This is a genomic window from Burkholderia cenocepacia (genome assembly GCF_900446215.1).
Classification (GTDB): domain Bacteria; phylum Pseudomonadota; class Gammaproteobacteria; order Burkholderiales; family Burkholderiaceae; genus Burkholderia; species Burkholderia cenocepacia.
Map to the genome: position 1 here is coordinate 72,623 of NZ_UAQZ01000003.1, position 23,714 is coordinate 96,336.

Annotated in this window: 16 protein-coding genes, 4 tRNA genes and 1 rRNA gene; all 21 read left to right on the forward strand. The window is 61.6% G+C overall.

Annotation, left to right across the window (positions count from 1 at the left end; all coding sequences use genetic code 11):
• Positions 1-48: 48 nt before the first annotated feature.
• Positions 49-161: ribosomal RNA gene (gene rrf, locus DTA15_RS10980) — 5S ribosomal RNA — on the forward strand.
• 1,607 nt (positions 162-1,768) lie between these two features.
• Positions 1,769-2,023: a hypothetical protein gene (locus DTA15_RS10985; protein WP_034178289.1), complete on the forward strand. Its 255-nt coding sequence runs from the start codon at positions 1,769-1,771 to the stop codon at positions 2,021-2,023.
• Positions 2,024-2,328: 305 nt separating this feature from the next.
• Positions 2,329-2,414: transfer RNA gene (locus DTA15_RS10990), tRNA-Tyr, on the forward strand.
• Positions 2,415-2,457: 43 nt separating this feature from the next.
• Positions 2,458-2,531 (forward strand) — tRNA-Gly (locus tag DTA15_RS10995).
• A 22-nt stretch (positions 2,532-2,553) separates the two neighbouring features.
• Positions 2,554-2,628: transfer RNA gene (locus DTA15_RS11000), tRNA-Thr, on the forward strand.
• 66 nt (positions 2,629-2,694) lie between these two features.
• Positions 2,695-3,885, forward strand: a complete 1,191-nt coding sequence (gene tuf / locus DTA15_RS11005) for an elongation factor Tu (protein WP_006482910.1) — start codon at positions 2,695-2,697, stop codon at positions 3,883-3,885.
• A gap of 59 nt (positions 3,886-3,944) precedes the next feature.
• Positions 3,945-4,020, forward strand: a tRNA-Trp gene (locus DTA15_RS11010).
• A gap of 42 nt (positions 4,021-4,062) precedes the next feature.
• Positions 4,063-4,443 (forward strand): preprotein translocase subunit SecE, encoded by a 381-nt coding sequence (secE, locus tag DTA15_RS11015; RefSeq protein ID WP_006482892.1) that lies wholly within the window; start codon positions 4,063-4,065, stop codon positions 4,441-4,443.
• A 1-nt stretch (position 4,444) separates the two neighbouring features.
• Positions 4,445-5,002 carry a transcription termination/antitermination protein NusG gene (gene nusG / locus DTA15_RS11020; RefSeq protein WP_006400672.1) on the forward strand — a complete coding sequence of 186 codons (558 nt, stop codon included), beginning with the start codon at positions 4,445-4,447 and terminating at the stop codon, positions 5,000-5,002.
• Between the two features lie 141 nt (positions 5,003-5,143).
• On the forward strand, positions 5,144-5,575 hold the full coding sequence (rplK, locus tag DTA15_RS11025; RefSeq protein WP_006477201.1) for a 50S ribosomal protein L11: 432 nt from the start codon (positions 5,144-5,146) through the stop codon (positions 5,573-5,575).
• The gene (gene rplA, locus DTA15_RS11030) at positions 5,576-6,274 is read left to right on the forward strand and encodes a 50S ribosomal protein L1 (RefSeq protein WP_006482906.1); all 699 of its coding nucleotides are present in this window, start codon (positions 5,576-5,578) and stop codon (positions 6,272-6,274) included.
• A 309-nt stretch (positions 6,275-6,583) separates the two neighbouring features.
• The gene (rplJ, locus tag DTA15_RS11035) at positions 6,584-7,081 is read left to right on the forward strand and encodes a 50S ribosomal protein L10 (RefSeq protein ID WP_006482916.1); all 498 of its coding nucleotides are present in this window, start codon (positions 6,584-6,586) and stop codon (positions 7,079-7,081) included.
• A 63-nt stretch (positions 7,082-7,144) separates the two neighbouring features.
• The gene (gene rplL / locus DTA15_RS11040) at positions 7,145-7,519 is read left to right on the forward strand and encodes a 50S ribosomal protein L7/L12 (protein ID WP_006482911.1); all 375 of its coding nucleotides are present in this window, start codon (positions 7,145-7,147) and stop codon (positions 7,517-7,519) included.
• A gap of 381 nt (positions 7,520-7,900) precedes the next feature.
• Entirely contained in the window at positions 7,901-12,007 is a 4,107-nt protein-coding gene (gene rpoB / locus DTA15_RS11045) for a DNA-directed RNA polymerase subunit beta (protein ID WP_012492293.1), read from the forward strand.
• 21 nt (positions 12,008-12,028) lie between these two features.
• Complete coding sequence (rpoC, locus tag DTA15_RS11050; RefSeq protein ID WP_006482896.1) at positions 12,029-16,270, forward strand: DNA-directed RNA polymerase subunit beta'; 4,242 nt, start codon at positions 12,029-12,031, stop codon at positions 16,268-16,270.
• Between the two features lie 279 nt (positions 16,271-16,549).
• Positions 16,550-18,397 (forward strand): DNA helicase RecQ, encoded by a 1,848-nt coding sequence (recQ, locus tag DTA15_RS11055; RefSeq protein ID WP_006482904.1) that lies wholly within the window; start codon positions 16,550-16,552, stop codon positions 18,395-18,397.
• A 226-nt stretch (positions 18,398-18,623) separates the two neighbouring features.
• Positions 18,624-19,004 (forward strand): 30S ribosomal protein S12, encoded by a 381-nt coding sequence (rpsL, locus tag DTA15_RS11065; protein WP_006400662.1) that lies wholly within the window; start codon positions 18,624-18,626, stop codon positions 19,002-19,004.
• Positions 19,005-19,176: 172 nt separating this feature from the next.
• Complete coding sequence (gene rpsG / locus DTA15_RS11070) at positions 19,177-19,647, forward strand: 30S ribosomal protein S7 (protein WP_006477195.1); 471 nt, start codon at positions 19,177-19,179, stop codon at positions 19,645-19,647.
• A 123-nt stretch (positions 19,648-19,770) separates the two neighbouring features.
• On the forward strand, positions 19,771-21,873 hold the full coding sequence (gene fusA / locus DTA15_RS11075; protein WP_006482929.1) for an elongation factor G: 2,103 nt from the start codon (positions 19,771-19,773) through the stop codon (positions 21,871-21,873).
• Positions 21,874-21,915: 42 nt separating this feature from the next.
• Entirely contained in the window at positions 21,916-23,106 is a 1,191-nt protein-coding gene (tuf, locus tag DTA15_RS11080; RefSeq protein ID WP_006482910.1) for an elongation factor Tu, read from the forward strand.
• A gap of 287 nt (positions 23,107-23,393) precedes the next feature.
• On the forward strand, positions 23,394-23,705 hold the full coding sequence (gene rpsJ, locus DTA15_RS11085) for a 30S ribosomal protein S10 (protein WP_004199280.1): 312 nt from the start codon (positions 23,394-23,396) through the stop codon (positions 23,703-23,705).
• Positions 23,706-23,714 lie beyond the last annotated feature (9 nt).

Consider the following 23,714-nt stretch of genomic DNA (forward strand, 5'->3'; position numbering starts at 1 on the left):
CTTCCAAGATTGGTTCTGTTGGCCACGCCAGCAGAACAACCCTCTTTGCCTGATGACCATAGCGAGTCGGTCCCACCCCTTCCCATCCCGAACAGGACCGTGAAACGACTCTACGCCGATGATAGTGCGGATTCCCGTGTGAAAGTAGGTAATCGTCAGGCTCCCTAAGCCAGAAACCCCCGCCCGAAAGGCGGGGGTTTTTGCATTGGTGCGCCAAAAACATTGGTGCGCCAAAAAGCATGCGGCGAAGCGCCGTGTGGCACGAGTTGGGTGTCGAAGGCGTTGGCTCAAATCGAAATCGTCTCCTCGAGATTGGCCAAATGCATCTCGCCCGTCGGGATGCCTGTACGCCAGCAACTGATGTTGCTGAAATCACGAACCTTCTGTTTTTCGTTTGTGTCGGCGGCCATCAGGTCCGCGGCGAGAAATCGCCTTGGGCAACTTCGCGAGAGTAATCTTCCGCCCGGCCTTGCTCGACACAGGCGCCCGCCAGGTCTGGCTAACCCCCGTCACCCGGTAATCGATCAACGCGCCTTGATCGCCGGTGTATCGAGCGCGTCTTCTGCCTCGGTGCGCTGCGCATATCGCGTGGCAGCGGATGCGCCCTGCGCTCGCTCTATCTCCCGCGGGTTGGGGGCAAGAACGGGCGGGATGTCCGCGCGTCCGGCTCTCTTGTCGCAAGTGCCAAATGTGCGTGCGTTCCTCGCGAAATCACGCAACCGGGCTGCGTCGCGCCAGGGAGGCGCGGCGTTGCTATTAGGCGGCATTTCCGTTCTAACTCGCTATATCTCCCCTGAAATAACCCTATCGGGCCGCGAGCTACGCTTGAGTCGCGGTCGACGGTCCGCCGAGCCGTGTGCGTATCGCGGGGCCAAAGAAGATCAAAAAGCGGTGCGATTCTTCTCGACGGCCACCCGTTGACCGTTCCGTAACGCGTAAATTTCGCCGATGAGCGGATGGGTAGCTTCACCTACGTGACCTCACCCTTTCCCGTCGATGTGAAGGGTGTGCTGTCGGCGTCGACGTCTAGAGCGCGTTTTGTGCGTACCGTATTCGGATCGCCGGGCAGAGAGTCTCCTGCAGATGGAGACTGCGGTGTCGTGTTCCGGTCGTGAGTCCGGGGCAGCTCGAACACTGCCGGGCAGCGCACTTCGGATGTCGACGCTCCTGCGTCATCTATCCGCTTTCCAACGTCTTTGGGAGCGTATGGCGTGACGGCGGCTCATCCGTGGAGCGCGGCGCCGACATCGGCGGCGCAGCTGGACGTGGCGGGCACCATACGAACAGCTGTGATGTCTCGGTGTACGCCGAAGATTCGCCGCGATGCCGATTCGATGCTGACGCTGAGCGGTTTGCACGACGAACACTGCGATGCCGACCGGCGGAACGTTCGACGCGGCGGTAGCAAGGCCAGAGAGAGGCCTGGACCAGGGCACGCGTCGCCTGCAGTGCCCGCAAGCAGGGCAGCGGGACGTGCAGAACCGTCGGGTTCATCCCTCGAGACGGCATCGAGCCATCGCTTCCCGATTCCGCTGTTGTGCCGCGAGAGAGCCGGCGCGTGCCGACCCACACATCAAGGAATCGAGCGCGGGCTGCAATCGTTGATGCTCCCCAACCGCGGAGCACGGCGCCGGTAACGGCGGTGCAGCCGAGAGTCATGCTGGCTGTCGAATCGTCCTGATCGGCCTTGAGCGGCACCAAGAGTCTGCCGAAGCCGCGGCATGTCGCTGCACCACAAAGGAATGCCGTTACAGATCAGGCTCGGCATATGAAGGAAGCAGACTGCCGCGTCGAGATGGGCACCGGAGGGAGGCCGGCGATTCGGGACGATATCGTGCTCCTCGGGAAAGTCATCGAACGCAACAGGGTGATCGAATTCGGCGATGAGACCGGCTCGCCCCGATCGCCGAAGGGCGCGGCGAAAGCCTTTGTCCCCATGTTGGCCTGGATCGGGGCAGGCAGCCTGCAGTGCCCGCTGCAAAGCCGCTATTTCCTGCAAGAAGCGCTGACGAACCTCCCGTGAACCCCCGACGCCCGGCTGGCCGAACACGCCCGGCACGAAATTTGCCGAAATTTTGTGTCTACCCGCTTGGCATTGTGCGAAAGAGGCCGTATGATGGCGGTCTTTCGTTTTTAGCGCAGATGCAGATCCGCGCTGAAGGCGGAGTCTGACGAAGATGTGGCGCCGGTCGGCAACATCTCGCGCTTGCCTTAGCCGGGCAAGGGCGGGGATCGGCGGGGAAGCAGGAGTCGGGAAGAAAGTGAAAATAATCTTCCGGATATGCTTGACAGGAGTGCGATGCACCCCCATAATCGTCAGTTCTCTACGGAGGGGTGCCCGAGTGGCTAAAGGGGGCAGACTGTAAATCTGTTGGCTTACGCCTACGTTGGTTCGAATCCAACCTCCTCCACCAAGATATCAGCGCAGTGAGCGGTAAGGAATCGTTAGTGGCCCGTGCGGGTGTAGCTCAATGGTAGAGCAGAAGCCTTCCAAGCTTACGACGAGGGTTCGATTCCCTTCACCCGCTCCAGACCGCTAAGTTGAAGCGTAGCGCCCATGTGGCTCAGTGGTAGAGCACTCCCTTGGTAAGGGAGAGGTCGGCAGTTCGATCCTGCCCATGGGCACCAGCAGTAAAAAGTCAGTGTCTTGTTTGCGCGCGGCGCAACCTGTGAAATTCCTTTTGGGAGTTGAAAATGGCCAAGGAAAAGTTTGAGCGGACCAAGCCGCACGTGAACGTTGGTACGATTGGTCACGTTGACCACGGCAAGACGACGCTGACGGCAGCGATCACGACGGTTCTGACGAAGAAGTTCGGCGGCGAAGCGAAGGCGTACGACCAGATCGACGCGGCACCGGAAGAAAAGGCGCGCGGCATCACGATCAACACGGCACACGTCGAGTACGAAACGGCTAACCGCCACTACGCACACGTCGACTGCCCGGGCCACGCTGACTATGTGAAGAACATGATCACGGGCGCGGCGCAGATGGACGGCGCGATCCTGGTTTGCTCGGCAGCAGACGGCCCGATGCCGCAAACGCGTGAGCACATCCTGCTGGCGCGTCAGGTTGGCGTTCCGTACATCATCGTGTTCCTGAACAAGTGCGACATGGTGGACGACGCTGAACTGCTCGAGCTGGTCGAGATGGAAGTTCGCGAACTGCTGTCGAAGTACGACTTCCCGGGCGACGACACGCCGATCGTGAAGGGTTCGGCGAAGCTGGCGCTGGAAGGCGACACGGGCGAGCTGGGCGAAGTGGCGATCATGAGCCTGGCCGACGCGCTGGACACGTACATCCCGACGCCGGAGCGTGCAGTTGACGGCGCGTTCCTGATGCCGGTGGAAGACGTGTTCTCGATCTCGGGCCGTGGTACGGTGGTGACGGGTCGTGTCGAGCGCGGCATCGTGAAGGTCGGCGAGGAAATCGAAATCGTCGGTATCAAGCCGACGGTGAAGACGACCTGCACGGGCGTTGAAATGTTCCGCAAGCTGCTGGACCAAGGTCAGGCAGGCGACAACGTGGGTATCCTGCTGCGCGGCACGAAGCGTGAAGACGTGGAGCGTGGCCAGGTTCTGGCGAAGCCGGGTTCGATCACGCCGCACACGCACTTCACGGCTGAAGTGTACGTGCTGAGCAAGGACGAAGGCGGCCGTCACACGCCGTTCTTCAACAACTACCGTCCGCAGTTCTACTTCCGTACGACGGACGTGACGGGCTCGATCGAGCTGCCGAAGGACAAGGAAATGGTGATGCCGGGCGACAACGTGTCGATCACGGTGAAGCTGATCGCTCCGATCGCGATGGAAGAAGGTCTGCGCTTCGCAATCCGCGAAGGCGGCCGTACGGTCGGCGCCGGCGTCGTCGCCAAGATCATCGAGTAAGCCAGTTATTCGTTGATCGACAGTTTTGGGGCTGGCATCAGCCGGCCCCAACATGGTTTAGGGGTATAGCTCAACTGGCAGAGCGTCGGTCTCCAAAACCGAAGGTTGGGGGTTCGATTCCCTCTGCCCCTGCCAAAAATCGCCACGTGTCCCACGTGGCATTTGTTTTAAGGTGTTATGGCGAATCCATCCGTCGAAACTGTAAATACCTCCGGCGATAAGCTGATGCTGGCCCTGGGCGTATTGCTGGTGTTGGCCGGATTCGTGGGCTTCTTCTGGCTGGCCAATCAGCAGTGGTATGTCCGCGGTGCCGCGTTGGCGGTAGGTATCATCGCCGGCGTGGCCGTCGGGCTGATGTCCGCCCCTGGCAAGAGCCTCATCGCGTTTGCCAAGGATTCGTACAAGGAAGTCCGGAAGGTCGTATGGCCCACCCGCAAGGAAGCAACGCAAACCACACTCGTCGTGTTCGGTTTCGTGCTCGTGATGGCGATTTTCCTCTGGTTGAGCGACAAATCGATCGAATGGGTGATTTTCTCGGCGATTCTGGGTTGGAAATGATATGAGCGATACTCCGGCATCCCCGAGCGGAAAGCGTTGGTACGTCGTGCACGCCTACTCCGGTATGGAGAAGAGCGTGCAACGTGCGCTTCAGGAGCGCATCGAACGTGCTGGCATGCAGGACAAATTCGGTCAGATCCTGGTCCCGACCGAAGAAGTGGTCGAAGTCAAAGGCGGCCACAAGGCAGTGACCGAGCGTCGTTTCTTCCCCGGCTACGTGCTCGTGGAAATGGAAATGACGGACGAAACGTGGCACCTCGTGAAGAACACGGCGAAGGTCACCGGTTTCGTCGGCGGTGCGCGTAACCGCCCGACCCCGATTTCCCCGAAGGAAGTCGAGAAGATCATGTCGCAGATGCAGGAAGGCGTCGAAAAGCCGCGCCCAAAGACCCTGTTCGAAGTCGGCGAGATGGTGCGCGTCAAGGAAGGCCCGTTCACGGACTTCAACGGCACCGTCGAAGAAGTCAACTACGAAAAATCGCGTGTGCGTGTGTCGGTCACGATTTTTGGCCGATCCACCCCGGTCGAACTCGAATTCGGCCAGGTCGAAAAAGTTTGATCCCGATTCGGTGGGCAGCCTCGGCTGCCCACCTTCGCGCTTACGGCCCGCGTCATGGCCGTTGAGGAGCGTCAGTAGCCAGCGGCGAAAGCGCGTTATCACTCACCGAACGCCTTCTCCGGCGTTCCAATGAGGTTTCAAATGGCAAAGAAGATTATCGGCTTTATCAAGCTGCAGATCCCTGCAGGTAAAGCCAACCCGTCGCCGCCGGTCGGTCCGGCACTGGGCCAGCGCGGCCTGAACATCATGGAGTTCTGCAAGGCGTTCAACGCGCAGACTCAAGGCATGGAGCCGGGTCTGCCGGTGCCGGTGGTCATCACGGCATTCGCTGACAAGAGCTTCACGTTCGTGATGAAGACGCCGCCGGCGACCGTCCTGATCAAGAAGGCGGCGAAGGTGGACAAGGGCTCGAGCAAGCCGCACACCGACAAGGTCGGTTCGATCACGCGCGCTCAAGCCGAAGAAATCGCGAAGACCAAGATGCCGGACCTTACGGCAGCTGATCTGGACGCAGCCGTTCGCACCATCGCTGGTAGCGCACGCTCGATGGGTATCACTGTGGAGGGCGTGTAAATGGCTAAGATCTCCAAGCGCCGTCAGGCATTTGCCGCCAAGGTCGACCGTCAGAAGCTGTACGCGATCGAAGACGCACTGAGCCTCGTGAAGGAATGCGCGAGCGCGAAGTTCGACGAGTCGATCGACGTCGCAGTCCAGCTCGGCATCGATGCGAAGAAGTCGGACCAGGTCGTTCGTGGTTCGGTCGTTCTGCCGGCAGGTACGGGCAAGTCGGTTCGCGTTGCCGTGTTCGCGCAAGGCGAAAAGGCCGAGCAGGCTCGTGCAGCAGGCGCGGAAATCGTCGGTATGGAAGACCTGGCTGAGCAGATCAAGGCTGGCCAGATGGACTTCGACATCGTGATCGCTTCGCCGGACACGATGCGTATCGTCGGTACGCTCGGCCAGATCCTCGGCCCGCGCGGCCTGATGCCGAACCCGAAGGTCGGTACGGTCACGCCGGACGTCGCCACCGCCGTCAAGAACGCGAAGGCTGGTCAGGTGCAATTCCGTGTCGACAAGGCCGGTATCATCCACGCGACCATCGGCCGTGCATCGTTCGAGCCGACCGCGCTGCGTTCGAACCTGTCGGCGCTGATCGAAGCGCTGCAGAAGGCAAAGCCGGCAACGAGCAAGGGCGTGTACCTGCGCAAGATCGCACTGTCGAGCACGATGGGCGTCGGCGTGCGTGTCGACCAGGCTACGCTGGCAGCACAGTAAGCAAGTATTCGGGCCGTTTCGTTCGCGAAGCGGCCCACATGGGCTTTGGGCGGTTGTTCGTGCAGCAGGGCGGACAACCGGTTATCAAAGACCGTTGGTGGGGCGCAGCAGTCGGGTGATCCCCTTAATTCAAGCCAACGCAGATGGCGAACCCGAAAAAGTTTTGCAGTGGTGAAGCCGCAGGCCGCGAAGCGATTCGCGGCGTGAGGTGGAAATACTCCTAACGAGGTCGGACGCCGTTGTTGAACGAGGTACGTGAGGTTTCGGCCATGCCGGCCATGCCGAACGTATCGTTTCTGGAGGCTAACCGTGCCGCTTAATAGAGAAGACAAGCAAGCCGTCGTCGCTGAGGTTTCCGCGCAAGTCGCGAAGGCCCAGACCGTTGTGCTGGCTGAGTATCGTGGAATTGCGGTTGGCGATCTGACCAAGCTGCGCGCGCAAGCGCGTGAGCAAAAGGTTTACCTGCGCGTGTTGAAGAACACGCTGGCGCGTCGCGCCGTCGAAGGTACGCCGTTTGCTCCGCTGGCAGAGCAGATGACTGGTCCGTTGATCTACGGCATCTCGGAAGATGCAATTGCTGCTGCTAAGGTCGTCAACGACTTCAGCAAGAGCAATGACAAGTTGGTCATCAAGGCTGGTTCGTTCGATGGCAAGGTGATGGACAAGGCTGGCGTGCAAGCGCTGGCAAGCATCCCGAGCCGCGAAGAACTGCTCTCGAAGCTGCTGTTCGTTATGCAAGCGCCTGTTTCGGGCTTCGCGCGTGCTCTGGCCGCGCTGGCCGAGAAGAAGCAAGCGGAAGCTGCATAAGCGAACGTGCATCAGCGTTACTGATCGCTGGCTGTATCCGAATTCAATTTAGGAGTATTTCAAATGGCAATCGCAAAAGAAGACATCCTGGCAGCAGTCGAAGGGATGACCGTTCTGGAACTGAACGAACTGGTCAAGGCGTTCGAAGAGAAGTTTGGCGTGTCGGCAGCTGCAGTGGCAGTCGCTGGCCCGGCAGGCGGCGGCGCTGCTGCTGCTGCAGAAGAGAAGACCGAATTCACGGTCGTCCTGGCTGAAGCCGGCGCCAACAAGGTTTCGGTCATCAAGGCCGTTCGCGAACTGACGGGCCTGGGCCTGAAGGAAGCGAAGGACCTGGTTGACGGTGCACCGAAGCCCATCAAGGAAGGCGTCGACAAGGCTGCTGCTGAAGAAGCCAAGAAGAAGCTGGAAGAAGCTGGCGCGAAGGTCGAAGTCAAGTAAGTTTCGGCGCGCTGTGCGAAGGCTGGCGGTATTTTCACCGCCGGCCTTTTTGTGCTTTGTGGGGACGTTATTCTGGCACTCATTCGGGAGCCCGAATAATCGGCCCCAGAAGCCAAAGAAAACCGCCTGATCGTTGTGATGAATCACGCACGATTGGCGGTTCTCTTTGTCTTCTGAAGCGACTGCAGAAGGCAAGTTTGGTCGGGTAGCGGGCAACACAGGCATCCGCTGCCGTCAGCCAGCGGTTGGTAGCGGCCAACCACCAAGCTTCTCGGCTCGTTCAAGCCGTCGAACGGCCATCGGGTCTCAGTCGGTGAACACTCGGGTTTGAAACGTCCAGGTATTCCGCCTCGATAGCACCCGCCGTGATTCGGAGATCGTATGCAATATTCCTTCACCGAGAAGAAGCGCATTCGCAAGAGTTTCGCGAAGCGCCCCATCGTTCACCAAGTTCCGTTCTTGCTGGCTACTCAGCTTGAATCATTCAGCACGTTTCTGCAAGCCGATGTGCCCGCGACGCAACGTAAGCCCGAGGGTTTGCAGGCCGCGTTCACGTCGGTATTTCCCATTGTTTCGCACAACGGTTTCGCGCGCCTCGAGTTCGTGAGCTATGCGCTGTCCTCGCCGGCATTCAACATCAAGGAATGCCAGCAGCGAGGCCTGACGTACTGCTCCGCGCTGCGCGCGAAGGTCCGCCTCGTCATCCTCGACAAGGAATCGCCGAACAAGCCGGTCGTCAAGGAAGTGAAGGAGCAGGAAGTGTACATGGGCGAAATTCCGCTCATGACGCCGACGGGCTCGTTCGTCATCAACGGCACCGAGCGTGTCATCGTCTCGCAGCTGCATCGTTCGCCTGGCGTGTTCTTCGAACACGACAAGGGCAAGACGCACAGCTCGGGCAAGCTGCTGTTCTCGGCACGGATCATTCCGTACCGCGGTTCGTGGCTCGACTTCGAATTCGATCCGAAGGACATCCTGTACTTCCGCGTCGACCGTCGCCGCAAGATGCCGGTCACGATCCTGCTGAAGGCCATCGGCCTGACGCCGGAACAGATCCTCGCGAACTTCTTCGTGTTCGACAATTTCACGCTGATGGACGAAGGCGCGCAACTCGAGTTCGTGCCCGAGCGCCTGCGTGGTGAAGTCGCGCGTTTCGACATCACGGATCGTGATGGCAAGGTCATCGTCCAGAAGGACAAGCGGATCAACGCGAAGCACATTCGCGACCTCGAAGCCGCGAAGACCAAGTTCATCTCGGTGCCGGAAGACTATCTGCTCGGCCGCGTGCTGGCGAAGAACGTCGTCGACGGCGACACCGGCGAAGTGATCGCGAGCGCGAACGACGAAGTCACGGAAAGCGTGCTCGAGAAGCTGCGCGAAGCGGGCATCAAGGACATCCAGACGCTCTACACGAACGATCTGGATCAGGGCCCGTACATCTCGTCGACGCTGCGTGTCGACGAAACGACCGACAAGACGGCCGCGCGCATCGCGATCCACCGCATGATGCGTCCGGGCGAGCCGCCGACCGAAGAAGCGGTCGAGGCCCTGTTCAACCGTCTGTTCTACAGCGAAGAAGCGTACGACCTGTCGAAGGTCGGCCGCATGAAGTTCAACCGCCGCGTCGGCCGTGACGAGATCGTCGGCCCGATGACGCTGCAGGACGACGACATCCTCGCGACGATCAAGATCCTCGTCGAGCTGCGCAACGGCAAGGGCGAAGTGGACGACATCGACCACCTCGGCAACCGTCGCGTGCGTTGCGTCGGCGAACTGGCGGAAAACCAGTTCCGCGCCGGTCTCGTGCGTGTCGAGCGCGCGGTCAAGGAACGCCTCGGCCAGGCCGAAAGCGAAAACCTGATGCCGCACGACCTGATCAACTCGAAGCCGATTTCGTCGGCGATTCGCGAGTTCTTCGGCTCGTCGCAGCTGTCGCAGTTCATGGACCAGACCAACCCGCTGTCGGAAATCACGCACAAGCGCCGTGTTTCCGCACTGGGCCCGGGCGGTCTGACGCGCGAACGCGCAGGCTTCGAAGTCCGCGACGTGCACCCGACCCACTACGGCCGCGTGTGCCCGATCGAAACGCCGGAAGGTCCGAACATCGGCCTGATCAACTCGCTCGCGCTGTACGCGCACCTGAACGAGTACGGCTTCCTCGAGACGCCGTACCGCAAGGTCGTGGACAGCAAGGTGACCGATCAGATCGACTACCTGTCGGCGATCGAGGAAGGCCGCTACATGATCGCTCAGGCGAACGCCGCGATCGACGAAGACGGCCGACTCATCGACGAACTCGTGTCGTCGCGCGAAGCCGGCGAAACGATGATGGTCACGCCGGACCGTATCCAGTACATGGACGTCGCGCCGTCGCAGATCGTGTCGGTGGCCGCATCGCTGATTCCGTTCCTCGAGCACGATGACGCGAACCGCGCACTGATGGGCTCGAACATGCAGCGTCAGGCCGTGCCGTGTCTGCGTCCGGAAAAGCCGGTCGTCGGTACGGGCATCGAGCGTACCTGCGCGGTCGACTCCGGTACGACGGTCCAGGCGTTCCGCGGCGGTGTGGTCGACTACGTCGACGCAGGCCGTATCGTGATTCGCGTGAACGACGACGAAGCAGTCGCGGGTGAAGTCGGTGTCGACATCTACAACCTGATCAAGTACACGCGTTCGAACCAGAACACGAACATCAACCAGCGTCCGATCGTGAAGATGGGCGACAAGGTCTCGCGCGGCGACGTGCTGGCCGACGGCGCCTCGACGGACCTGGGCGAGCTCGCGCTCGGCCAGAACATGCTGATCGCGTTCATGCCGTGGAACGGCTACAACTTCGAGGATTCGATCCTGATCTCGGAGAAAGTGGTCGCGGACGATCGCTACACGTCGATCCACATCGAAGAGCTGAACGTCGTTGCACGCGACACGAAGCTCGGGCCGGAAGAAATCACGCGCGACATCTCGAACCTGGCGGAAGTCCAGCTCGGCCGTCTCGACGAATCGGGCATCGTGTACATCGGTGCTGAAGTCGAAGCAGGCGACGTGCTGGTCGGCAAGGTCACGCCGAAGGGCGAGACCCAGCTGACGCCGGAAGAGAAGCTGCTGCGCGCGATCTTCGGCGAGAAGGCTTCGGACGTGAAGGACACGTCGCTGCGCGTGCCGTCGGGCATGAGCGGCACCGTGATCGACGTCCAGGTGTTCACGCGTGAAGGCATCCAGCGCGACAAGCGTGCGCAACAGATCATCGACGACGAACTGAAGCGCTACCGTCTCGACCTGAACGACCAGCTGCGCATCGTGGAAGGCGACGCGTTCCAGCGTCTCGCCCGCATGCTCGTGGGCAAGGTCGCGAACGGCGGTCCGAAGAAGCTCGCGAAGGGCACGAAGATCGACCAGGCTTACCTGGAAGATCTCGACCACTACCACTGGTTCGACATCCGCCTCGCGGACGACGAAGCAGCGGCATCGCTCGAAGCGATCAAGAACTCGATCGAAGAGAAGCGTCACCAGTTCGATCTCGCGTTCGAAGAAAAGCGCAAGAAGCTCACGCAAGGCGACGAACTGCCGCCGGGCGTGCTGAAGATGGTCAAGGTGTACCTCGCGGTGAAGCGCCGTCTGCAGCCTGGCGACAAGATGGCAGGCCGTCACGGTAACAAGGGTGTCGTGTCGAAGATCGTCCCGATCGAAGACATGCCGTACATGGCCGATGGCCGTCCGGCAGACGTCGTGCTGAACCCGCTCGGCGTGCCGTCGCGGATGAACGTGGGTCAGGTTCTGGAAGTGCACCTCGGCTGGGCCGCGAAGGGCCTCGGCTGGCGTATCGGCGAAATGCTGCAGCGTCAGGCGAAGATCGAGGAACTGCGCACGTTCCTGACGAAGATCTACAACGAGTCGGGCCGCCAGGAAGATCTGGAAAGCTTCACCGACGACGAGATCCTCGAACTCGCGAAGAACCTGCGCGAAGGCGTGCCGTTCGCGACGCCGGTGTTCGACGGTGCGACCGAGGAAGAAATGGGCAAGATGCTCGACCTCGCGTTCCCGGACGACATCGCCGAACAGCTCGGCATGAACCCGTCGAAGAACCAGGTCCGTCTGTACGACGGCCGCACGGGTGAAATGTTCGAACGTCGCGTGACGCTCGGCTACATGCACTACCTGAAGCTGCACCACTTGGTCGACGACAAGATGCACGCGCGTTCGACCGGCCCGTACTCGCTCGTCACGCAGCAGCCGCTGGGTGGTAAGGCGCAGTTCGGTGGCCAGCGTTTCGGTGAAATGGAAGTGTGGGCACTCGAAGCGTACGGCGCGTCCTACGTGCTGCAGGAAATGCTGACGGTGAAGTCGGACGACGTGACCGGCCGGACGAAGGTGTACGAAAACCTCGTCAAGGGCGACCACGTGATCGATGCAGGCATGCCGGAATCCTTCAACGTGCTCGTGAAGGAAATCCGCTCGCTCGGTATCGATATCGATCTCGACCGCAATTAATCGGACTACGGAGAGAAAGCAATGAAAGCTCTGCTCGATCTATTCAAGCAAGTCCAACAGGAAGAAGTTTTCGACGCGATCAAGATCGGTCTGGCCTCGCCCGACAAGATCCGTTCGTGGTCGTTCGGCGAAGTGAAGAAGCCGGAGACCATCAACTACCGTACGTTCAAGCCGGAACGCGATGGTCTGTTCTGCGCGAAGATCTTCGGGCCGATCAAGGACTACGAGTGCCTGTGCGGCAAGTACAAGCGCCTGAAGCACCGCGGCGTGATCTGCGAGAAGTGCGGCGTCGAAGTGACGCTGGCGAAGGTGCGTCGCGAACGGATGGGCCACATCGAGCTGGCCTCGCCGGTCGCGCACATCTGGTTCCTGAAGTCGCTGCCGTCGCGTCTGGGCATGGTGCTCGACATGACGCTGCGCGACATCGAACGCGTGCTGTACTTCGAAGCGTACGTGGTGATCGAACCGGGCATGACGCCGCTGAAGGCGCGGCAGATCATGACCGAGGAGGATTACTACAACAAGGTCGAGGAATACGGCGACGAATTCCGTGCCGAAATGGGCGCGGAAGGCGTGCGTGAACTGCTGCGCGCGATCAACATCGACGAGCAGGTCGAGACGCTGCGCACCGAGCTGAAGAACACGGGCTCGGAAGCGAAGATCAAGAAGTACGCGAAGCGCCTGAAGGTCCTCGAGGCATTCCAGCGTTCGGGCATCAAGCCCGAGTGGATGATCCTCGAAGTGCTGCCGGTGCTGCCGCCGGAACTGCGTCCGCTCGTGCCGCTCGATGGCGGCCGTTTCGCGACGTCGGACCTGAACGACCTGTATCGCCGCGTGATCAACCGTAACAACCGGTTGAAGCGTCTGCTCGAGCTGAAGGCGCCTGAAATCATCGTCCGCAACGAAAAGCGGATGCTGCAGGAAGCCGTCGACTCGCTGCTCGACAACGGTCGTCGCGGCAAGGCGATGACGGGCGCGAACAAGCGCCCGCTGAAGTCGCTCGCCGACATGATCAAGGGCAAGGGCGGTCGTTTCCGTCAGAACCTGCTGGGCAAGCGCGTCGACTACTCGGGCCGTTCGGTCATCGTGGTCGGCCCGACGCTGAAGCTGCACCAGTGCGGCCTGCCGAAGCTGATGGCGCTCGAGCTGTTCAAGCCGTTCATCTTCAACAAGCTGGAAGTGATGGGGGTAGCTACGACCATCAAGGCTGCGAAGAAGGAGGTCGAGAACCAGACGCCGGTGGTGTGGGACATCCTCGAAGAGGTGATCCGCGAGCACCCGGTGATGCTGAACCGTGCGCCGACGCTGCACCGTCTCGGTATCCAGGCGTTCGAGCCGGTGCTGATCGAAGGCAAGGCAATCCAGCTGCACCCGCTCGTCTGCGCGGCGTTCAACGCCGACTTCGACGGTGACCAGATGGCCGTTCACGTGCCGCTGTCGCTCGAAGCGCAGATGGAAGCGCGCACGCTGATGCTCGCGTCGAACAACGTGCTGTTCCCGGCCAACGGCGATCCGTCGATCGTGCCGTCGCAGGATATCGTGCTGGGTCTGTACTACGCGACCCGCGAAGCGATCAACGGCAAGGGCGAAGGCCTGTCGTTCACGGGCGTGTCGGAAGTCATCCGCGCGTACGAGAACAAGGAAGTCGAGCTGGCCTCGCGCGTCAACGTGCGGATCACCGAAATGGTCCGCAACGAGGACACGTCGGAAGGCGCGCCGGAATTCGTGCCGAAGATCACGCTGTACGCGACGACCGTCGGCCGCGCGATCCTGTCGGAGATCCTGCCGCACGGCCTGCCGTTCTCGGTGCTGAACAAGCCGCTGAAGAAGAAGGAAATCTCGCGCCTGATCAACACGGCATTCCGCAAGTGCGGTCTGCGCGCGACGGTGGTGTTCGCCGACCAGCTGATGCAGTCGGGTTTCCGTCTCGCAACGCGTGCCGGCATCTCGATCTGCGTGGACGACATGCTCGTGCCGCCGCAGAAGGAAACGATCGTCGGCGACGCCGCGAAGAAGGTGAAGGAGTACGACCGCCAGTACATGTCGGGTCTCGTCACCGCGCAGGAACGCTACAACAACGTGGTCGACATCTGGTCGGCGACGTCGGAAGCGGTCGGCAAGGCGATGATGGAGCAGCTGTCGACGGAGCCGGTGATCGATCGCGACGGCAACGAGACGCGCCAGGAGTCGTTCAACTCGATCTACATGATGGCCGACTCGGGCGCCCGGGGTTCGGCGGTTCAGATTCGTCAGCTGGCTGGTATGCGAGGCCTGATGGCGAAGCCGGACGGCTCGATTATCGAGACGCCGATTACCGCGAACTTCCGCGAAGGTCTGAACGTGTTGCAGTACTTCATCTCGACCCACGGTGCACGTAAGGGTCTGGCTGATACGGCACTGAAGACCGCGAACTCGGGTTACCTGACGCGTCGTCTCGTCGACGTCACGCAGGATCTGGTCGTGGTGGAAGACGATTGCGGCACGTCGAACGGCGTGGCGATGAAGGCGCTGGTCGAAGGCGGTGAAGTCGTCGAAGCGCTGCGCGACCGTATCCTCGGCCGCGTCGCGGTCGCGGACGTCGTGAATCCGGAAACGCAGGAAACGCTGTACGAATCGGGCACGCTGCTCGACGAAACGGCGGTCGAGGAAATCGAACGCCTCGGCATCGACGAAGTGCGCGTGCGCACGCCGCTGACCTGCGAAACGCGTTACGGCCTGTGCGCAGCCTGCTACGGCCGCGACCTCGGCCGCGGCTCGCTCGTGAACGTCGGCGAAGCAGTCGGCGTGATCGCGGCGCAGTCGATCGGTGAACCGGGCACGCAGCTGACGATGCGTACGTTCCACATCGGTGGTGCGGCATCGCGTGCGGCAGTGGCTTCGTCGGTCGAAGCGAAGAGCAACGGTATCGTCCGCTTCACGGCGACGATGCGCTACGTCACGAACGCGAAGGGCGAGCAGATCGTCATTTCCCGTTCGGGCGAAGCGATGATCACCGACGACTTCGGTCGCGAGCGCGAGCGTCACAAAGTGCCGTACGGCGCGACGCTGCTGCAGCTCGACGGCGCGACCATCAAGGCCGGCACGCAGCTCGCCACGTGGGATCCGCTGACGCGCCCGATCATCACCGAGTACGGTGGTACGGTGAAGTTCGAGAACGTCGAGGAAGGCGTGACCGTCGCGAAGCAGATCGACGACGTGACCGGCCTGTCGACGCTGGTCGTGATCGACGTGAAGCGCCGCGGTTCGCAGGCTTCGAAGAGCGTGCGTCCGCAGGTGAAGCTGCTCGACGCGAACGGCGAGGAAGTGAAGATTCCGGGCACGGAGCACGCAGTGCAGATCGGCTTCCAGGTCGGCGCACTGATCACCGTGAAGGATGGTCAGCAGGTGCAGGTCGGTGAAGTGCTCGCACGTATCCCGACGGAAGCGCAGAAGACGCGTGACATTACCGGCGGTCTGCCGCGGGTGGCGGAACTGTTCGAAGCGCGTTCGCCGAAGGATGCCGGCATTCTCGCGGAAGTCACCGGTACGACGTCGTTCGGCAAGGACACGAAGGGCAAGCAGCGTCTCGTCATCACGGACCTCGAGGGCAACCAGCACGAGTTCCTGATCGCGAAGGAAAAGCAGGTTCTGGTTCACGATGCACAGGTCGTCAACAAGGGCGAAATGATCGTGGACGGTCCGGCCGATCCGCACGACATCCTGCGTCTGCAGGGTATCGAGGCGCTGTCGCGCTACATCGTCGACGAAGTGCAGGACGTGTACCGCCTGCAGGGCGTGAAGATCAACGACAAGCACATCGAGGTGATCGTTCGCCAGATGCTGCGTCGTGTGCAGATCACCGACAACGGTGATACGCGCTTCATCCCGGGTGAACAGGTCGAACGTTCCGACATGCTGGACGAGAACGATCGCATGATCGCCGAGGGCAAGCGCCCGGCTTCGTACGACAACGTGCTGCTCGGTATCACGAAGGCATCGCTGTCGACCGACTCGTTCATCTCCGCGGCATCGTTCCAGGAAACGACCCGCGTGCTGACCGAAGCGGCGATCATGGGCAAGCGCGACGATCTGCGCGGCCTGAAGGAAAACGTGATCGTCGGCCGTCTGATTCCGGCCGGTACGGGGCTCGCGTTCCACAAGGCACGCAAGGCGAAGGAATCGTCGGATCGCGAGCGTTTCGACCAGATCGCAGCGGAAGAGGCATTCGACTTCGGCACGCCGAGCGCGCCGGCGGAAGAGCCGCAACACCCGGCAGCCGAGTAAGCGCGGGGCGGCGCAAGCCGCGTTGCCTTGCTATCATCGCTGTCACCGAAACCGCCCGGTTCTGCCGGGCGGTTTTTTTTCATCCTTCGTTCACGCGCATCACGTGCCTGCGCAGCGCCGCGGCACATGCCCGGCGATCGCGTCCGATCCGGCCGCGGCAGGCCCGTGATGCACGCGAACGAACCCTGACCGAACGGCCAACATCGCGCGATTCGCCACGCGTCGCGCGAGCGGGTTGTTAAAATTGCGGTCATCGCTTAGCCGTCCCAGTTCTCATTCATGTCCCGCGCCCTCGAAATACTCGACGAAGTCTTTGGTTATTCCGCCTTTCGCGGCCAGCAGGGCGAGATCGTCGAGCACGTCGCCGGCGGCGGCGATTGCCTCGTGCTGATGCCGACCGGCGGCGGCAAGTCGCTGTGCTACCAGATTCCCGCGCTGCTGCGCCGCGAGGCCGGGCAGGGCGCCGGCATCGTCGTGTCGCCGCTGATCGCGCTGATGCAGGACCAGGTCGCCGCGTTGAGCGAAGTCGGCGTGCGCGCGGCCTACCTGAATTCGACGCTGTCGGGCGCCGAGGCCGCGGCCACCGAGCGCGCGCTGCGCGAAGGCGAAATCGACCTGCTGTACGTCGCGCCGGAGCGCTTGATGACGGGGCGCTTCCTCGAGCTGCTCGAGCGCGCGAAGATCGGCCTGTTCGCAATCGACGAAGCGCACTGCGTGTCGCAATGGGGGCACGATTTCCGCCCGGAATACATCCAGCTGTCGGTGCTGCACGAGCGCTTCCCGTCCGTGCCGCGCATCGCGCTGACCGCCACGGCCGATGCGATCACGCGCGACGAGATCATCCATCGTCTCGCGCTCGACGACGTGCGCGTGTTCGTGTCGAGCTTCGACCGTCCGAACATCCGTTACCGGATCGTCGAAAAGGACAACGCGCGCGCGCAGCTGCTCGACTTCATCCGCGCCGAGCACACGAATGCCGACGGCACGACCGATGCGGGTGTCGTCTATTGCCTGTCGCGCCGCAAGGTCGAGGAAACGGCTGAATGGCTGAAGGCGCAGGGCGTGCGCGCGCTGCCGTATCACGCGGGGATGGAATTCGAGGTGCGGCAGAAGCACCAGGAAATGTTCCAGCGCGAGGAAGGCATCGTGATGTGCGCGACGATCGCGTTCGGCATGGGCATCGACAAGCCCGACGTGCGCTTCGTCGCGCACCTCGATTTGCCGAAGAGCGTCGAAGGCTATTACCAGGAAACCGGCCGCGCCGGCCGCGACGGGATGCCCGCGAACGCGTGGATGGCGTATGGGCTGGGCGACGTCGTCCAGCAACGCAAGATGATCGACGAGTCCGATGCGGACGACGCACACAAGCGCGTGCAGACGTCGAAGCTCGATGCGCTGCTCGGGTTGTGCGAGACGATCTCGTGCCGCCGCGTGCGGCTGCTGAATTACTTCGGCGAGGCGAGCCAGCCGTGCGGCAACTGCGACACGTGCCTCGAGCCGCCCGCGTCGTGGGATGCGACGCGCGAGGCGCAGATGGCGCTGTCGTGCGTGTTCCGCGCGCAGCGCGCGAGCGGCTTCAATTTCGGCTCGAGCCACCTGATCGAGATCCTGCGCGGCGGGCGTACCGAAAAGGTGTTGCAGCGCGGCCACGACCAGCTCAGCACGTTCGGCATCGGCGCGGCGCTGTCCGAGCCCGAGTGGCGCGCGATTTTCCGGCAGCTCGTCGCGTACGGCTACCTGGCGGTCGACCATGGCGGCTTCGGCGCGCTGATGCTGACCGAGGCCGCGAAGCCCGTGCTGAAGAACGAGGAAAAAGTCACGCTGCGCCGCTACGTGAAGCCGCAGCGCACCCGCCAGTCGTCGAGCCGCAGCGGCACGCGCGTCGACCCGACGGCCGGCATGGGCGCCCGCGAGCGTGCGCGGTGGGACGCGCTGCGCGCATGGCGCGCGGAAACCGCGAAGACGGACGGCGTGCCGGCCTACGTGATCTTCCACGACGCGACGCTCGCCGAAATCGCACGCAACGCGCCGGAGACGATCGACGACCTGCGCCACATTCCCGGCATGGGCGTGCGCAAGCTCGAGCGCTTCGGCGACGAGATCATCGACGTCGTCGAATCGGCCTGACACAGCGTTCCGACCCCTCACGTAAACCGCGCGATCGGCCGGCAGATCACGCAAGCCGTTGACTTAGTTGGCATTTCCGGAATATCATGCTGGGTTCCGGTATTCGGTGGGCCGAGTCGCGTTCAATAGTTCGCGCCCGATTCGCCGGTTCGGAAGTCAACTGTGCGTCGATTCTCGCTTTGCCCGAAATCGGCGTGCAGATTTTGTTCAATTTCAGGAATAAACAATGCCAACCATCAACCAACTGGTTCGCAAAGGCCGTCAGTCGGAAACGACGAAGAGCAAGAGCCCGGCCCTGCAGGACTGCCCCCAGCGTCGCGGCGTGTGCACCCGTGTGTACACGACGACGCCGAAGAAGCCGAACTCGGCACTCCGTAAGGTCGCCAAGGTTCGTCTGACGAACGGCTTCGAAGTGATTTCGTACATCGGCGGTGAAGGCCACAACCTGCAGGAACACTCGGTTGTGCTGATCCGCGGCGGCCGTGTGAAGGACTTGCCGGGTGTGCGTTACCACATGGTTCGCGGCTCGCTGGATACCCAGGGCGTCAAGGACCGTAAGCAAGCGCGCTCGAAGTACGGCGCGAAGCGTGCAAAGGCTGCCAAGTAAGCAGTTTTTGATCAGGGATCGCCGCAGGGCGGTCAAGGCGGGAGTGCCGGATTGCCGGTGCTGTCGAGTAAGTGGTCACCCGGCCAAGCTGGTTAGTCGTGAAGATGTGATCGGGTTTGTTGGTGGCCGCGGAGCTGAATCCAGCTCCAACTGAACAAGTAAAGGAAGAATCATGCCGCGTCGTCGCGAAGTCCCCAAGCGGGAAGTGTTGCCGGATCCGAAGTTCGGCAACGTTGATGTTGCCAAGTTCATGAACATGCTGATGCTGTCCGGCAAGAAGTCGGTCGCAGAGCGCATCGTTTATGGCGCATTCGAACAAATCCAGACCAAGGGTGGCAAGGACCCGCTGGAAGTGTTCACGGTTGCGCTCAACAACGTGAAGCCGGTGGTCGAAGTGAAGAGCCGTCGCGTTGGTGGTGCCAACTATCAAGTTCCGGTCGAAGTGCGCCCGTCGCGTCGTATGGCATTGGCGATGCGCTGGCTGCGTGAGGCTGCGAAGAAGCGTAGCGAGAAGTCGATGGCCCTGCGCCTGGCAGGTGAACTCTCCGAAGCGGCCGAAGGCCGTGGCGGCGCGATGAAGAAGCGCGACGAAGTTCACCGCATGGCAGAAGCCAACCGCGCGTTCTCGCATTTCCGTTTCTAAGCGCCTGGCTGGGCTGTTTGCGGAAATAAATTCCGGGCGGGTGCGCTTTTCAGGCGCCTCGCCCGTTTGTGTTGAGGCGTGATGCAGCAGGGCTGCGTCACGTCATCCCAGTAGAGGATCAAAGTGGCTCGCAAGACTCCTATCGAGCGCTACCGCAATATCGGTATTAGCGCTCACATCGACGCCGGCAAAACGACGACGACCGAGCGCATTCTGTTTTACACCGGTGTGAACCACAAGATCGGTGAAGTCCACGACGGCGCAGCCACGATGGACTGGATGGAGCAGGAACAGGAACGTGGCATCACGATCACGTCCGCTGCTACCACGGCCTTCTGGAAGGGCATGGGCGGCAACTATCCGGAACACCGCATCAACATCATCGACACCCCGGGCCACGTCGACTTCACGATCGAAGTGGAGCGTTCGATGCGCGTGCTCGACGGCGCGTGCATGGTGTACTGCGCAGTGGGCGGCGTGCAGCCGCAGTCGGAAACGGTGTGGCGTCAGGCGAACAAGTACAAGGTGCCGCGTCTCGCGTTCGTCAACAAGATGGACCGTACCGGCGCGAACTTCTTCAAGGTCTACGACCAGCTCCGTCTGCGCCTGAAGGCGAACCCGGTTCCGGTCGTGGTGCCGATCGGCGCGGAAGAGAACTTCAAGGGCGTCGTCGACCTGATCAAGATGAAGGCGATCATTTGGGACGAAGCGTCGCAAGGCACGAAGTTCGACTACGTCGACATCCCGGCCGAGCTCGCGGAGACCTGCAAGGAATGGCGCGAAAAGATGGTCGAAGTGGCTGCCGAAGCCAGCGAAGACCTGATGAACAAGTACCTGGAAGAAGGCGATCTGCCGGAAGCCGACATCGTCAAGGCGCTGCGTGATCGTACGATCGCGTGCGAAATCCAGCCGATGCTGTGCGGTACCGCGTTCAAGAACAAGGGCGTGCAGCGTATGCTCGACGCCGTGATCGACTTCCTGCCGTCGCCGGTCGACATCCCGCCGGTCAAGGGCGAACTCGAAAACGGTGAAGAAGCAGAGCGCAAGGCATCGGACGAAGAGAAGTTCTCGTCGCTCGCGTTCAAGATCATGACCGACCCGTTCGTCGGCCAGCTGATCTTCTTCCGTGTGTACTCGGGCGTCGTCAACTCGGGCGACACGCTGCTGAACTCGACCAAGGGCAAGAAGGAACGCCTCGGTCGTATTCTGCAGATGCACGCGAACCAGCGTGAAGAAATCAAGGAAGTCCGCGCAGGCGACATCGCTGCAGCGGTCGGCCTGAAGGAAGCAACCACGGGCGACACGCTGTGCGACCCGGCGAACCCGATCGTTCTCGAACGCATGGTGTTCCCGGAGCCGGTGATTTCGCAGGCGGTCGAGCCGAAGACCAAGGCCGACCAGGAAAAGATGGGCCTCGCCCTGAACCGTCTGGCTCAGGAAGACCCGTCGTTCCGCGTGCAGACCGACGAAGAGTCGGGCCAGACCATCATTTCGGGCATGGGCGAGCTCCACCTCGAAATTCTGGTCGACCGGATGAAGCGTGAATTCGGCGTGGAAGCGACCGTCGGCAAGCCGCAGGTTGCGTACCGTGAAACGATCCGTTCGACGGCGAAGGATGTCGACGGCAAGTTCGTCAAGCAGTCGGGTGGTCGCGGCCAGTACGGTCACGCGGTCATCACGCTCGAGCCGAACGAACAAGGCAAGGGCTACGAGTTCTTCGACGAGATCAAGGGTGGTGTGATTCCGCGTGAATACATCCCGGCGGTCGACAAGGGTATCCAGGACACGCTGAAGTCGGGCGTGCTGGCTGGCTTCCCGGTCGTCGACGTGAAGGTTCACCTGACGTTCGGTTCGTACCACGACGTTGACTCGAACGAAAACGCGTTCCGCATGGCCGGTTCGATGGCGTTCAAGGAAGCGATGCGCAAGGCGAATCCGGTCGTCCTCGAGCCGATGATGGCTGTCGAAGTCGAGACGCCGGAAGACTACATGGGCAACGTGATGGGCGACCTGTCGGGCCGTCGCGGTATCGTCCAGGGCATGGAAGACATGGTTGGCGGCGGCAAGATCGTGCGCGCCGAAGTGCCGCTGTCGGAAATGTTCGGCTACTCGACGTCGCTGCGCTCGCTGACGCAAGGTCGTGCAACGTACACGATGGAGTTCAAGCACTACGCTGAAGCTCCGCGCAACGTTGCCGAAGCGATCATCAGCGCGAAGTCGAAGTAAATCTGTAGCTACCAACTGATTATTTTTTGAAAGAAGAGAATCATGGCAAAAGAAAAGTTTGAGCGGACCAAGCCGCACGTGAACGTTGGTACGATTGGTCACGTTGACCACGGCAAGACGACGCTGACGGCAGCGATCACGACGGTTCTGACGAAGAAGTTCGGCGGCGAAGCGAAGGCATACGACCAGATCGACGCGGCACCGGAAGAAAAGGCGCGCGGCATCACGATCAACACGGCGCACGTCGAGTACGAAACGGCTAACCGCCACTACGCACACGTCGACTGCCCGGGCCACGCTGACTATGTGAAGAACATGATCACGGGCGCGGCGCAGATGGACGGCGCGATCCTGGTTTGCTCGGCAGCAGACGGCCCGATGCCGCAAACGCGTGAGCACATCCTGCTGGCGCGTCAGGTTGGCGTTCCGTACATCATCGTGTTCCTGAACAAGTGCGACATGGTGGACGACGCTGAACTGCTCGAGCTGGTCGAGATGGAAGTTCGCGAACTGCTGTCGAAGTACGACTTCCCGGGCGACGACACGCCGATCGTGAAGGGTTCGGCGAAGCTGGCGCTGGAAGGCGACACGGGCGAGCTGGGCGAAGTGGCGATCATGAGCCTGGCCGACGCGCTGGACACGTACATCCCGACGCCGGAGCGTGCAGTTGACGGCGCGTTCCTGATGCCGGTGGAAGACGTGTTCTCGATCTCGGGCCGTGGTACGGTGGTGACGGGTCGTGTCGAGCGCGGCATCGTGAAGGTCGGCGAGGAAATCGAAATCGTCGGTATCAAGCCGACGGTGAAGACGACCTGCACGGGCGTTGAAATGTTCCGCAAGCTGCTGGACCAAGGTCAGGCGGGCGACAACGTGGGTATCCTGCTGCGCGGCACGAAGCGTGAAGACGTGGAGCGTGGCCAGGTTCTGGCGAAGCCGGGTTCGATCACGCCGCACACGCACTTCACGGCTGAAGTGTACGTGCTGAGCAAGGACGAAGGCGGCCGTCACACGCCGTTCTTCAACAACTACCGTCCGCAGTTCTACTTCCGTACGACGGACGTGACGGGCTCGATCGAGCTGCCGAAGGACAAGGAAATGGTGATGCCGGGCGACAACGTGTCGATCACGGTGAAGCTGATCGCTCCGATCGCGATGGAAGAAGGTCTGCGCTTCGCGATCCGCGAAGGCGGCCGTACGGTCGGCGCCGGCGTCGTCGCCAAGATCATCGAGTAATATCGACGATCCGCGGATCCCGGTGGGGTCCGCGATTCCCGCGGTACGCCGTTGTACCGCCGAAACCGGGTGCCCAGCTTGTGCTGGCGCCCGGTTTTGTTTTTGCGGCCGCGCGTTGCGCGGGCCGAGAAACACGCCACACTGCTCCGGAATTTCGTGTAGAATCGCGGGCTTAGCAGTGGAAGTACCGTCCGGAACCTGATGCTTCGCTCCCCGCTGGTGTCATGTTTCACGTTCTTTTAGTGTCCGGCGATGCAATATCGCCTCGCTCTTTTCAAGGAATTGTCATGCAGCAACAGAAAATCCGCATTCGCCTGAAGGCTTTCGACTATCGTCTGATCGATCAATCGGCTGCCGAAATCGTCGATACCGCGAAGCGGACTGGCGCAATCGTCCGTGGCCCGGTGCCGCTGCCGACGCGCATCCAGCGTTTTGACATCCTGCGTTCGCCGCACGTCAACAAGACGTCGCGCGATCAGCTCGAAATCCGTACCCACCAGCGCCTGATGGACATCGTCGACCCGACGGACAAGACCGTCGACGCGCTGATGAAGCTCGACCTGCCGGCTGGCGTCGACGTGGAAATCAAGCTGCAGTAAGGCTTTCGG